The organism is Acerihabitans sp. TG2 (genome assembly GCF_035013185.1).
Lineage (GTDB): Bacteria > Pseudomonadota > Gammaproteobacteria > Enterobacterales > Enterobacteriaceae > Acerihabitans.
The window spans coordinates 99,019-111,583 of record NZ_JAYGJO010000017.1; the positions used below are offsets into that span (position 1 = coordinate 99,019).

The 12,565-nt window shown below is 55.6% G+C and carries 11 protein-coding genes and 1 tRNA gene; 2 read left to right on the forward strand and 10 right to left on the reverse strand.

Annotation, left to right across the window (positions count from 1 at the left end; genetic code table 11):
- Positions 1–82 precede the first annotated feature (82 nt).
- Genes SJI19_RS15585 through SJI19_RS15595 form a run of 3 tightly spaced genes read right to left on the reverse strand, consistent with a single transcriptional unit; the run spans position 83 to position 3,253 of the window.
- Positions 83–1,651 carry a DHA2 family efflux MFS transporter permease subunit gene (locus SJI19_RS15585; protein ID WP_323479182.1) on the reverse strand — a complete coding sequence of 523 codons (1,569 nt, stop codon included), beginning with the start codon at positions 1,649–1,651 and terminating at the stop codon, positions 83–85.
- Positions 1,638–2,783 carry an HlyD family secretion protein gene (locus tag SJI19_RS15590; RefSeq protein WP_323479183.1) on the reverse strand — a complete coding sequence of 382 codons (1,146 nt, stop codon included), beginning with the start codon at positions 2,781–2,783 and terminating at the stop codon, positions 1,638–1,640. The genes SJI19_RS15585 and SJI19_RS15590 overlap by 14 nt, the downstream gene beginning before the upstream one ends.
- The gene (locus SJI19_RS15595) at positions 2,780–3,253 is read right to left on the reverse strand and encodes a MarR family winged helix-turn-helix transcriptional regulator (protein ID WP_323479184.1); all 474 of its coding nucleotides are present in this window, start codon (positions 3,251–3,253) and stop codon (positions 2,780–2,782) included. The genes SJI19_RS15590 and SJI19_RS15595 overlap by 4 nt, the downstream gene beginning before the upstream one ends.
- Positions 3,254–3,454: 201 nt before the next feature.
- Here SJI19_RS15595 and SJI19_RS15600 point away from each other — a divergent pair, with 201 nt between their 5' ends.
- The gene (locus SJI19_RS15600; RefSeq protein WP_323479185.1) at positions 3,455–5,116 is read left to right on the forward strand and encodes a putative transporter; all 1,662 of its coding nucleotides are present in this window, start codon (positions 3,455–3,457) and stop codon (positions 5,114–5,116) included.
- 26 nt (positions 5,117–5,142) lie between these two features.
- On the opposite strand, the gene SJI19_RS15605 is transcribed toward SJI19_RS15600, so the two are convergent.
- From SJI19_RS15605 to SJI19_RS15625, 5 genes are read right to left on the reverse strand one after another with little or no spacing between them, the layout of a single operon-like run.
- Positions 5,143–6,756, reverse strand: coding sequence for an ABC transporter ATP-binding protein (locus SJI19_RS15605; RefSeq protein WP_323479186.1), 1,614 nt, complete (start codon positions 6,754–6,756; stop codon positions 5,143–5,145).
- A complete protein-coding gene (locus SJI19_RS15610) occupies positions 6,749–7,570 on the reverse strand; it encodes an ABC transporter permease (RefSeq protein ID WP_323479187.1) in 822 nt (273 codons plus the stop codon). Before SJI19_RS15610 ends, SJI19_RS15605 begins: the two co-directional genes overlap by 8 nt.
- Before the next feature lie 4 nt (positions 7,571–7,574).
- Entirely contained in the window at positions 7,575–8,570 is a 996-nt protein-coding gene (locus SJI19_RS15615) for an ABC transporter permease (RefSeq protein ID WP_323479188.1), read from the reverse strand.
- Between the two features lie 5 nt (positions 8,571–8,575).
- Positions 8,576–10,123 carry an ABC transporter substrate-binding protein gene (locus SJI19_RS15620; RefSeq protein WP_323479201.1) on the reverse strand — a complete coding sequence of 516 codons (1,548 nt, stop codon included), beginning with the start codon at positions 10,121–10,123 and terminating at the stop codon, positions 8,576–8,578.
- Entirely contained in the window at positions 10,119–11,045 is a 927-nt protein-coding gene (locus tag SJI19_RS15625) for a homocysteine S-methyltransferase family protein (protein ID WP_323479189.1), read from the reverse strand. Before SJI19_RS15625 ends, SJI19_RS15620 begins: the two co-directional genes overlap by 5 nt.
- Positions 11,046–11,396: 351 nt before the next feature.
- Here SJI19_RS15625 and SJI19_RS15630 point away from each other — a divergent pair.
- Positions 11,397–11,472, forward strand: a tRNA-Asn gene (locus SJI19_RS15630).
- A 317-nt stretch (positions 11,473–11,789) separates the two neighbouring features.
- On the opposite strand, the gene SJI19_RS15635 is transcribed toward SJI19_RS15630, so the two are convergent.
- Positions 11,790–12,080 (reverse strand): DUF1330 domain-containing protein, encoded by a 291-nt coding sequence (locus SJI19_RS15635; RefSeq protein WP_323479190.1) that lies wholly within the window; start codon positions 12,078–12,080, stop codon positions 11,790–11,792.
- 84 nt (positions 12,081–12,164) lie between these two features.
- Positions 12,165–12,565: aldo/keto reductase (locus SJI19_RS15640; RefSeq protein WP_323479191.1), on the reverse strand; the 401-nt coding region annotated here is incomplete at its 5' end.

Below are 12,565 nucleotides of genomic sequence, written 5' to 3' on the forward strand. Positions count from 1 at the left end.
GTTCAAACATCACCCGGCAGCTAGGGCGGTGTTTCGTGGTCGCCCGAAAACGCTGCTGCCAATCAAACACAATAGCACTAAATCAGACGAGCGCACGCTTGCGGCGCATAAACCAGGCCGGGATAATAGCCAGAAAAAAAAACACCGCCACCACATAAAAACCATCCTGATAAGCGAACAACTGCGCTTTGGGTACCAACATCGATTCCAAATAGGCCATCGACCCGGGATTAACCCCTTGCGGTAGTCGGTTGCCGAACGGATTGCCCCAATGGGAATAAAGCAGTGCCAGGCGGGAAATGGATTGTGCCGCAATGGCGTTCGACGCCGTCAACGCCTGGGCCAAGGCATCACCATGAAAAATGGTCCGCCTGTCGATAACCACCGACAGCAAATTCACGCCAAAGGCGCCGCCCAGTTGCCGGACAAAATTCAAACTGCCCGACCCTTGCGCCAACGTTGAAGCCGGCAGCGCACGCAAAGCACCGGCATTGAGTGCCGGTAGCATCACCCCCAGACCGATACGCCCCAACACCACCCACAGCGCCATGGTCCAGAACGGCGTATCCACATCCGCCCCACCGGTTAACCAGCTCGATAAGGCAAAAATGACCAAGCCGGCGATAACCGGTATATGGGGCGGCAGCCGATCGCTTAGCAGTCCGGCAAAAGGAAATATCAGCCCCAGCGCCAGGCCTGATGGCATCAATAATAAGCCGGATCGGGTCGGCGTGTAACCCTGCACGGTCTGGACAAATAACGGAATAATATAGGTCGAGCCGTAAATACCGGCGCCCAGCGCAAACGCCACCACACAACCTGCGGAAAAGCGGGCATTGGTAAACACCCGTAGGCTAAGTAAAGGTTGTGGTGCGATCAGTTCCCACGCAATAAATCCGGCGCTGGTCAACGCGGCGGTGGTAAACATGCCGATGATAAAAAAGGAGTTCCAGCCTTCGCGCTGGCCGTTGGATAGCCCAGTGAGCAAGCTGGTCAGCGCGCAGATCAATAACAGGAACCCCAAGGCATCAAATCTGCGGCGCGGTGCGGGAGCCTGTTTATCCAGGTCAGGCAGAATAATCATCGCCGCCGCCATGCCGGCGATGCAAAATGGCACGACCACCAGGAAAACGTAACGCCAATCGTACTGATCGACCATCAAGCCGCCCACGGTGGGGCCGAGTGCTGGTGCCAGCACCACCCCTACCCCATAAATGCCCATGGCTTTACCGCGCTGGGAAGGTGGGAATACCTGCGACAACACCACCATCGCCAACGGCTGAATAATGCCGGAAGCACTGCCTTGCAGCACCCGGGCCAAAATCACCTCGGGGCCGCTGGTGCTGACAAAACCCAGCAAACATCCGGCGATAAAAATCAACAGCGCGCCAACAAAGGCGCGCCGGTAACCAAATCGTTCCAATGCCCAGGCGGTGATAAGCATCGTGGCGGTCATTGAGGCCAGAAAAGCGGTAGAAAGCCATTGCACCTGATCCTGGCCCAGACCAAACGCCCCCATAATATCGCGCATGGCGACGTTAACAATGGTGGCGGTGGCCGTCGTCGCGATAGTCCCCAACATCACCGTTCCGGTAGCCAGCCAGCGATAGGCTGGCCCAAAACGCTCCGCCTGTGATTCAATCGGCGACATCAATGGCTACCTCAACCATCAGGCCAGGTTTACGCCACTGATCGACGTTGTCCGCCTTGCCATCAAAGGCGATACGTACCGGAACCCGCTGGGTGATTTTGGTGAAATTGCCGGAGGGGTTGGGGCTGGGCAACAGGGCAAACTGATTGGTCGCGGTATTGCCCACCCGAATAATGTGCCCACGTTGCACCATGCCGGGATAAGCATCCACGCTGATGTCCACCGGCTGGCCAACCGCCAGGTCACTCAATGCGGTTTCCTTGACGTTGGCTTCGACCCAGACATTCTTCGGATCGTGTACCATCATGACCCACTGACCGGCCTGTATATAGTCCCCCACATTACCTAATGTGCGATCCACCACACCCTCCACCGGTGAGCGTAGCGTTCGGTCGGCGATTTCCTGGGTAATTTGATCCACCTGCGCCTGCAATGCCACTGCCTGTTGGCGCTGCATATCTATCTGACGGTCCAGCACCTGCAGTTGACCACGCTGCGCGCGCGCATCAGCCAACGCCGCCCGCTGGGCCAGTAACTGCGCCCCGGCCTCGCGCTGCTGATCCTGACGTTGCAGCAGCGTGGTATGGCTCTCATCCCAGGTTTTTCTTGGGGTCAGACCACTTTTAACCAAACTGTCGTCACGTTGAAAATTGGCCTGTGCCAACGTCAATTGATGCCCAGCGTCAGAGAGTGTGGACTCGGCCACCGTCAACTGCGCTTGTGCCTGATCAAACTCGGCCTCGGTAGTCAAGTCTGCGGTTTGGCGTTGCGCTTGGGTATATGCAATTTGCGCCTTGGCCGCCGCAAGATCGCCCTGTATCGCCGCCAAGCGCAACCGCGCATCGCGAGTGTCAATTTGCGCCAGAATCTGGCCTTTTTTTACCCGATCGCCGTCCATTACCGGCCGAGCCACCAACCAACCATCGACCCGGCTCGATAACGTAATCACTTCCCCAGTGATATGGGCATCATTTTCCGTTACGTGGTTCAACCGCCAGTGGACCCATGAGGCAAACCACAGTAGCAACACCACCAACAGCACCAAACTAACGAAAACCCAACGCTTGCGACGCGGTGTAAGACGTCTAAATCCTCTGAGCGACGGTCGGCGACGAGACACTGTCCCACTCATGCCGGATCTTTCTCCACCAACGCTAAACTTGCCAGCACCTGCGTGAGCAAGCCGTTCATCTGCTCAATATCGTGATCGTCCACGCCAGACAGTACCTGGTTACGCACGGCCAGTGCTATGCCTTCTACCTGCTGCACCCGCTGCTGGCCGTGATCGGTGAGACGGATCTCCTTGGCCCGGCGATCGCTGCCTTCGTGGCGCTCAATAAGTCCCTGCGCCTGCAGATTATCCAACAGCCGCACCACTGAAGAGGCATCCAGGGTAATGGCCTCCGCCAGATCTTTTTGTAGCATGGGTTTTTCAGCGCGAGATAAATACAGCAGGGGAACCCACGTTGCTTCGGTCAGGCCATAAGGCTGGAGTTTACGATCGATGACCCGGCGCCATTGACGGGCGGTTTGGGCGATCAGATTGGCAAATTGGCGTTGCGGCGAGACGGGCGATAATGATGAGGACGGCAATGATGACATAAATAAACAGCTTCCAACCAATTAGTTGACATGTCATTAATTAACTACCTTACGTATATTTTTGTCAAGTGATGCCGCATGCCCCGAATGGATGATTAAAGCGAGAACAATAGGCTTTTTTGTGTTTACCACCCCATTCACTGCGCGCCAGCTCTGACAAAATAGCGATAAATAACGCAATGATTCTCCAGGGATAAGGTCATGAGTGATATTGCACTAACGGTCAGTATGTTGGCACTGGTGGCAGTGATAGGACTGTGGATCGGTAACTGGCGCATCTATGGCGTGGGTCTGGGTATTGGTGGCGTGCTGTTCGGCGGCATTATTGTCGGACATTTTGCTAAAACGGCAGGTTTAAGCCTTAACGGCGATATGCTGCATTTTATCCAGGAATTCGGGTTGATCCTGTTTGTTTATACTATCGGCATCCAGGTGGGCCCGGGCTTTTTCTCGTCATTACGTGTATCCGGTCTGCGACTTAACCTGTTTGCCATACTGATAGTGGTACTGGGTATGCTGCTAACAGCACTTATCCATAAAGTGTTTAATGTGCCACTGCCGGTGGTACTGGGCATATTTTCCGGCGCGATCACCAATACCCCCGCCCTGGGAGCCGGACAGCAGATCCTGACTGATTTGGGCACCAACCCCAGCCAGATCAGCCAAATGGGCATGGGTTACGCCATGGCTTATCCCTTTGGCATCTTCGGCATCCTCTTGAGCATGTGGCTGATTCGTTTTGTTTTAGGCATTAATGTAGAACGCGAAGCAAAACAATACGACATTGACAGTGGTGCCAACCGCAGCCAGTTGCAAACCATGAATATCCGGGTCACCAACGCCAATCTGCAAGGACTGGCGATGCAGGATGTGCCCGTGCTAAATAGCACCGAGATCGTCTGCTCGCGCTTGAAACGCGGCGACATGTTGATGGTTCCGCTGCCCACCACCGTGATTCAGACCGACGATCTGCTGCATTTGGTGGGTTTACCCCGGGATCTGGAAAAAACCCGCCTGGTGATTGGCCAGCAGGTTGACACCTCGCTTTCCATGCAGGGTACCGATCTACGGATGGAACGGGTGGTGGTCACCAATGAAAAAGTGCTGGGCAAAAAAATTCACGATCTGCATTTTAAACAACAATATGATGTCGTGGTTTCCCGCCTGAACCGCGCCGGCGTGGAACTGATTGCCAGCAGTAATGCCAGTCTGCAGTTCGGCGATATCCTCAATTTAGTCGGCCGTCCGGAGTCCATTCATGCTGTCGCCGCCGTGGTCGGCAACGCGCAGCAAAAACTTCAGCAAGTGCATATGCTGCCGGTGTTTATCGGCATTGGTTTGGGTGTAGTGCTGGGATCGTTGCCCCTGTATGTTCCAGGTTTGCCCGCCGCACTGCGCCTGGGATTGGCGGGCGGACCGCTGGTGGTGGCGATTATCCTTGGGCGCATCGGCAGTATCGGCAAGCTGTACTGGTTTATGCCGCCCAGCGCCAACCTGGCGTTGCGTGAGCTGGGCATTGTGTTATTTCTGGCGGTAGTGGGCCTCAAGTCCGGAGGGGATTTTGTGCATACCCTGGTTTATGGCGACGGCCTGTCATGGTTGGGTTATGGCGCCTTGATCACCGCTATCCCACTGATTAGCGTCGGCCTGCTGGCGCGGGTGGTGTTCAAGATGAATTATCTCAGTCTGTGCGGCGTATTGGCCGGATCGATGACCGATCCACCGGCGCTGGCTTTTGCCAACGCTTTGCACGGCACCAGCGGCGCGGCCGCGCTCTCTTATGCCACGGTGTATCCGCTGGTCATGTTCCTGCGCATTCTGTCGCCACAATTGCTGGCGCTGATTTTTTGGGTATCGATGTGATACGTCTGCAGGTGATGGCGGTTGCCTTACGCCATCACCTGTGCCAGCCAGTCTTCCCTCATTTCCGGTACCGCATCGATTAAACATTGAGTATAACCATCCAGCGGCGGGCGCAGCGCGTCATCGACGCTGCCCTGGCGGATAATACGCCCCGCACGCAACACCGCCACATCATGGGCAATTTCTTTTACCACCTGCAGATCGTGGGTGATAAACAGCAACGAGACGCCGGTATCTTGTTGCAACTGGCGCAGCAATTGCAATACCTCGCGGGCAACCAGCGGATCGAGCGCCGACGTGGGTTCATCACACACGATCAGGCTCGGCTGCGCCGCCAGGGCACGGGCAATGCATACCCGCTGTTTCTGTCCCCCGGACAGCGTCGGCGGGTAACGTTTTGCCAGGCTTACCTCCAAACCCACCTGCCCCAACAGTTCGCGAACCCGCTGTTCGCGCTGAGCCCGATCAAGCCCGGTGAATTGTTGCAAGGCACGGTTCAACTGGTCGCCAATCAACAGCTTGGGATTGAGCGCCGTGTCAGGTATTTGATGAATCATCTGGATCCGCTGCAAATGCTGACGGCTGCGCTGGCGTAACGTCGGCGGCAACGGCAGTCCGTTAAGGGTGACGGACCCTTCCTCGGCGGCCAGCAGACCGCAAATCACTTTACCAAGCGTCGATTTACCGGAACCGGATTCGCCAATCACCGCCAGGGTACGGCCCTTAGACAGATTCAGACAAACCCCGTCCAACACCCGCTGATGAGAATAACGCACACTAAGTGAGCGGATTGCCAACAGCGTCGTGGCCTCTCCCGGCACAATTCCGGGGCGACAGTCACTGCGCCCGGCATTCAGCAGATCGCGGGTATACTGCTCGGCGGGAAAATGCAGAATCTGACGAGTGGTATTGTGCTCAACCTGACGGCCATGGCGCAGCACCATTATGTGGTCGGCCAACTGAGCCACCACCGCCAGATCATGACTGATATAGATAGCCGCCACGCCGTCGTGACGAATCACCTCGGCGATAGCCTGCAGGATCTCCAATTGGGTGATCACATCCAGCGCCGTGGTCGGCTCATCGAAGATGATCAGCTCGGGTCGGCTGCACAAAGCCATGGCAATCATTGCGCGCTGCAATTGCCCCCCGGAGACCTGATGGGGATAACGCTGATAAAACTGTTCCGGCTGCGGTAAAGAGAAGCGTTGAAACAGTTCCAACGCCCGGGCCCGGGCTGCCTGCGCGTCCAGTACCCCATGCAGGCGGGCCGCTTCCACCACCTGAGCACCAATGGTTAGCGCCGGATTAAAAGCAGCACCGGCGGACTGCGCCACATAAGCAATACGTTTGCCACGAATGTGACGCAGTTGACGCTCTGGCAGACGCGCCAAATCCTGATCATGGAACATAATACGCCCGCCGGTCAGTGTCATACCGTCACGGCAATGGCCAAGGATGGCCTGACCAATCGTCGATTTCCCCGCACCGGACTCACCGATCAAGCCCAGCACCTCGCCCGTGTTAAGCGTGAAGGAAATATCATCCACCAGCAACCGCGCCGGTTTGCCGTTGGCACTAACGTGCAAATGTTCAACACTCAGCAGACATTGAGATGTGGCAAGGTGACCGTTAGTCATGGCTGCGACCTCCCCAGGCGCGGGCATTATTACCCACCAGCCAGTCCGCCAGCATATTGATGCACAAAGCCAGCAGGGCAATAGCCGCCCCCGGGATCAGGGCAGCCCAGATGCCAAACAGGATCCCGTCTTTATTATCCCTGGCCAGCCCGCCCCAGTCGGCAGTGGGTGGTTGAACCCCCAGCCCCAGGAAGGATAAGGCCGAAAGAAACAGCAAAATAAAAATAAAACGCAGCGCAAATTCGGCAATCAATATCGGTAACGCATTGGGCAAAATCTCCCGCATCAGGATCCAGCCCAAACGTTCCCCACGCATGCGGGCCACGTCAATAAACTCCATGGCGGCAATATTGACCGCCAACGCACGGGCAACGCGCAGAATACGGGTCGCTTCCAGCAGTCCGAGCACCATGATAATGACCCCCAGGGTTTTCGGCAGCATCGCCAGAATAATCAACGCCAGGATCAGGGTGGGTATCGCCATGATGATATCGTTAATGCGCGAAATAAGTTGATCGATCCAACCACCGCATACCCCGGCGATAAATCCCAGTGTCGTGCCAATCACAAACGCCACCAGCGCCGCCAAGCCGGTCACCGCCAGGGACGTACGTGTTCCCCAGATAAGACGGGACAACAGGTCGCGGCCAAGGTTATCTGTGCCTAAACGGGCCAGCGCCGAGGGGGTGTCCCACGCCATGCCGACTACCTGGTCGGGTGCATGGGGAGAAAGCCAAGGGGCGAACAGCGCCACCCCGACAAACAGAAACAGCCCGGCAATACCGGGTAACAAAGAAAGTTTTATCGCAGGCATCGCATTATTTTCCGTGGCGCAAGCGGGGATTTGCCAGCATGGCCACCACATCAGCAAACAGATTGAGCAGAATATACATTGCCGCCAACACCAAGGCACAGCTCTGCACGACCGGAACATCGCGTTTGGTAATGCTGTCCACCATATACTGGCCCAGGCCGGGATAGACAAACACATTTTCAACGATCACCACGCCCACCATCAGATAAGCCAGATTCAGTACAATAACGTTAATGATTGGCGCCCAGGCATTCGGCAAAACATGCCGCCAAAGAATCCCCATGGGTGATAATCCCTTGAGGATGGCCGTATCCACATAACTACTGCGCTGAGCACTCAACAATGCCGCGCGCGTCATGTTGCTCATATGCCCCAGCACCGCCAGCACCAGCGTCGCACAGGGTAGTGCAATGGCCTGCAACCGGCTTAGCAACGGCATATCACCCTGTACATTACTGTTGCTGGGCAACCAGGCCAGGGTCATGGAAAAAATCAGAATCAGCAGATAACCGGAGAAAAACTCCGGCAGCGCTACTGCGGTGCGGGTAAACAGGTTAAGCAGATTATCAATCCAGCCACCGTGAAAACGTACCGAAACAAAACCAATGGTCAACGCCAGGGGGATCGCCACCACCGCCGTACTGCCGGCCAAAAATAAGGTGTTTTTCAGTCGAACCCACAAGGTGATGGAAATATTATCCCGGGAGGTCAGGCTGATGCCAAAATCCCCTTGAAGCACCCCACCGAGCCAATGCAGGTAGCGCCACAACGCAGGCTGGTCCAATCCCAGTTGCAGCCTGAGCGCCTGCACCGACGCAGGCGTTGCCGACTGTCCCAGGATCGCCGTAGCGGTATCGCCGGGCAACAAATTGAGACCGGCGAAAATCAGTACCGAGACCGCAAGTACCATCAGCAACCCACCCGCTAAGCGCCGCAAAATCATGGCGGCCAGTAGCGACCGCCCTCCTGTGCGAGCAGAAACTGCTATGGATAAAGACATGAATATTACCCTTCCAACCAAACTTTCTCGGCGGCGCGGTTAGCGCTTAGTGGCAGACCGGGCACCGACGTAAAACCCTGGACTTTTTTGCTGGCGGCACTGAGTGAATCCGCATACAGCGGGATGATTTCACTGCCCTGATCCACCAACATCACCTGGATGTCATGGTATATCTGGCGACGTTTATCTTCGTTGGTTTCACCCCGTGCTGCGCTCACCAACTGGTCGAAGGCCGGTACCCGCCAGGCGGATTCATTCCAGGGGGCTTTACTGGTAAACACCAACGACAGCAGGGAATCCGCCGTGGGACGGGACGTCCAGTTGGAGGTACAAAACGATTTTTTCAACCAGGTATCGTTCCAGAATGCGTCATCCGGCACCCGCTCCACACTGAGCGGGATACCCGCTTTTTTGGCCGATTGCTGATAGAGTTGGGCCGCATCTACCGCGCCGGGGAAACCGGCATCGGCGGCGTAGAGCACCAGCGGACCGTTGAAGCCGGCTTTCTGCCAGTGGAAACGTGCCTGATCCGGATCGTAAGGACGCTGTGGGATATCCTTGGCAAAGTACTTATTGGACGGGAAAATCGGATTATCGTTGCCCAGCGAAGCATAGCCCCCCAGCACGGTGTCAATCATCTGCTGGCGATCAATGGCATATTTCAGCGCCAGACGCCCATCCAGGGTATTGAACGGTGCAACATTGGACAGGCCCGGTAACGTGAACAGCTGGCTGTCTTTGTCACGGACCAACTGAATCGCCGGCATTTTTTCGATCCGGCTGACAATGCGCGGATTCACCCGGTTAATCATATGAACCGAACCACTGACCAGCGCCGCCACCCGGGCGGTTGAATCGTTCATTGCCAGGGTTTCTACCGAATCCACATGGCCACGGGCTGGGTTCCAGTGATTCGGATTGCGTTTCACCAGCATACGCACGCCGGGTTGGAAACTGTCCAGAATAAAGGCCCCGGTACCGATGCCTTTGTCGAAGCTTTCATTTTCGGCAGTAATAACAAAATGCACGGCGCTGAGCAGTGAAATAAACTCAACGTTCGGTTCGCTCAGCGTGATAGTGACTTCGTGCGCCCCCGTGGCGTCGATGGCGGTAACGGGATCCAGGTAACCTTTAACCGGCGAGGTTGATTTTTCGCCGCGATGATGGTTCAGCGACCAGACCACGTCTTTCGCCCCCAATTTGCGACCGTCGTGGAACTCCACGCCCTGACGAATGTTTAGCACCCATTTACGGCCGCCATTCTCATTGGACCAGGACTGTGCCAAAGAGGGTGCGATCTCGCCCTGCTCGTCGATTTCCACCAAGGCATTAAACAGCTGGCTGCCGGTGAAGTACATCCAGATCTCAAACCAGAACGCCGGGTCCAGACGGTCGGTAGTGGAAGCATTATCCACGCCAACAATCAAGTGCCCGCCCTTTTTAGGGGACGTGGGCGCCTCGGCGGCAAAGGCGGCCGATAACGACCAGGGAGAGGTCATGGCGGCAGTAATAGCAACGGCCCCCGTACTTTTAATAAAAGAACGACGATTAATCATGACTGACACCTAAAGGATGATGTAGTGAGCCGGCAGGCGGGAACGCGGCCGCCAGGGCGGCGATATGTTCAGGACCGATGCCGCAACAGCCGCCCACGATGCTAGCGCCCTGCCCGACCCATTCTTGTGCCCAGCGCAAATAATTGGGTGGCTGGGTGTCAGTGCGTAATTCGCTGATACCGACATTGGCGCCGCGTTTATTATCCGCCGGTTCGAAGGCATTGGCATACACCCCAAGCGGCAAGGTGCAGTTCGCCGCCGCTTCACGCAGCGCCGCACTCATCACTTCTGGAGGACTGCAATTAAACAGCACTGCCGCCGCATTCAGCTCGGTGGCCGCCGTTACCGCGTCGCAAATGCGCTCACCGGAACGCAGCCGGGCATGGCCTTGTTCATCGAGTGCATCGTTAAGCGTAAAGGAGAACCATAACGGACGTCGGTCGCCTTTGAGCAACTCAGCCACCAGCCGCACTTCGGCAATTGCACTTTGCGTTTCGGCCAGCCATATATCGACACTGTCCCTCAATGCGTCGATCAGCACCTGTAAAATGGCACCTGCCGCCACCGGTTCGAACAGATCGGGACGGTATGAACCCAGCGCCGGCGGCAACGAGCCCGCTACGCATACCGGATGTGGGCTGGCATCGGCCGCCGCGCGGGCCAAGCTACCGGCCAACCACGCCAGCGCCGCACCATCGGCCTGAAAACGCGCCTCGCCGATATGAAAAGGCACCACGGCATAACTGTTGGCGGTGATCACCTGCGCACCGGCATGAATAAAGGCATCATGCGCCTGCCGGACATACTGCGGCGCCTCGATTAACGCCAGCGCCGACCACTCGGGTTGACGGAATGGCGCACCGTTGCGCGCCAGCTCTCGTCCCATTCCCCCATCAAGAATCTGAATCTGTTTTGTCATCGCTTACACCAACAATATGAACTGGTTAACTAGCGAATTAACATACCGGACAACCATTTAGATGTCTAGAGTTCTTTATAGCCGGACTTCCATAAGTCCGTCGAAACAGGATGATCGTCTGAAATGCTCTTGGGTGGCGTACCCCGAAGATCGTACCACGCTGCCGAGCACAGCGGCGGGCGGCTCTCCTTTGTGTCACTACCAACGTTGAACGAATGGTGGTGCCGGAGGGAGGGAAAGGCAGTCTATTCTCGACCGGGGGTGCGCAATCTATGAGCAAACAGTTTTTTTAACCACATCCCCCTTTGACATGGGGTCAAAGCATCGCTATTATGCGAACCACTTAGTGATTCCTCTGTAGTTCAGTTGGTAGAACGGCGGACTGTTAATCCGTATGTCACTGGTTCGAGTCCAGTCAGAGGAGCCAAGATTCTAGAAAAGCCCGTTTCAGGGAACTGAAGCGGGCTTTTTGTTTTTTGATGGGCAGCTAGAGCAGACATTCTGGCGCACTGTATCAAAGGCTGTGTGATTCAAAAGCATCAATAAAATTTTTAGTCCACCCAAAAGAAGTTCGTCGCTTAATTCAGGCTTTCTCCCTAGTAGCCAGTAAAAATGGGAGGGATGCCCCCTCATAACATTCATATGACGCCCAAATGAATATTATATTTAGCACTAAAGTCCGACATCAGACAGGCCTTAGAGCCAAGGCAGTGTTAGCTTTTTTATCAAGCATTACGCCGAAAATTAAGCTCCTCCTTCAACCAGCACAAAAGTTCCGGTCGCAGCCCCTGCACGTATTACTCTGGCTGCCTGATATTCAGGACTCTCATAAAAACGCTTGGCCTCGGCAAAAGAAGCAAACTCAAAAACGACGTGCCGTTCATGTGATTCTCCCTCAAGGTTTTCATACTGCCCAGACCAGGCAATAACCTTAGGACTGAACGCCTGCATTGCTTCTCCGGCAGCCTTGGCATATTCGGCGTAGGTGACAGCGTCCGATACGGTGACATGCGCGATCAAATAACCTTTATTCATTTCTTTATCTCTTTTGCTAGACGTGGTTTATTCCAGCGCAATGCAGTTCTACAGGCAAACATGCAAGCAACGGGATAGGGGTTTTTACAACGTTTTAATCACATTCAGTTTCTGAGGGCTGGAGGATGCCTGGCGGCGAGCGGCGTCCTGATGCTCAATCATCCATCCCGGATAATAAGGAGGCAGAGCGCTTACCGCATCCAGTCGCACCAATTCCTCTGCTGTCAGAATGATATCTGCTGCGCCGAGGTTGTCGTCGAGCTGATCGATACGCTTGACGCCGATAATGACGCTGGTGACATATGGCCTGACCAGTAACCAGGCAAGCGCTATCTGACTGACAGATACGCCGTGTCTTTCTGCAATGACACGCATTTCGGCAACGCATTGCCAGGCCCGATCGAGGTCGACAGGTGGGAAATCGAAGTTGCTACGGCGGCTATCGCCATCCGCTGATGAACCGGGTCCGTATTTTCCTGAAAGTT

Excerpts from the sequence above, each read along its gene's own strand:
- SJI19_RS15625 (WP_323479189.1), bottom strand. The coding sequence starts at position 11,045 with ATGACAAAACAGATTCAGATTCTTGATGGGGGAATGGGACGAGAGCTG.
- SJI19_RS15615 (WP_323479188.1), bottom strand. The coding sequence starts at position 8,570 with ATGTCTTTATCCATAGCAGTTTCTGCTCGCACAGGAGGGCGGTCGCTA.
- SJI19_RS15610 (WP_323479187.1), bottom strand. The coding sequence starts at position 7,570 with ATGCCTGCGATAAAACTTTCTTTGTTACCCGGTATTGCCGGGCTGTTT.
- SJI19_RS15585 (WP_323479182.1), bottom strand. The coding sequence starts at position 1,651 with ATGTCGCCGATTGAATCACAGGCGGAGCGTTTTGGGCCAGCCTATCGC.
- SJI19_RS15595 (WP_323479184.1), bottom strand. The coding sequence starts at position 3,253 with ATGTCATCATTGCCGTCCTCATCATTATCGCCCGTCTCGCCGCAACGC.
- SJI19_RS15635 (WP_323479190.1), bottom strand. The coding sequence starts at position 12,080 with ATGAATAAAGGTTATTTGATCGCGCATGTCACCGTATCGGACGCTGTC.
- SJI19_RS15590 (WP_323479183.1), bottom strand. The coding sequence starts at position 2,783 with ATGAGTGGGACAGTGTCTCGTCGCCGACCGTCGCTCAGAGGATTTAGA.
- SJI19_RS15600 (WP_323479185.1), top strand. The coding sequence starts at position 3,455 with ATGAGTGATATTGCACTAACGGTCAGTATGTTGGCACTGGTGGCAGTG.
- SJI19_RS15605 (WP_323479186.1), bottom strand. The coding sequence starts at position 6,756 with ATGACTAACGGTCACCTTGCCACATCTCAATGTCTGCTGAGTGTTGAA.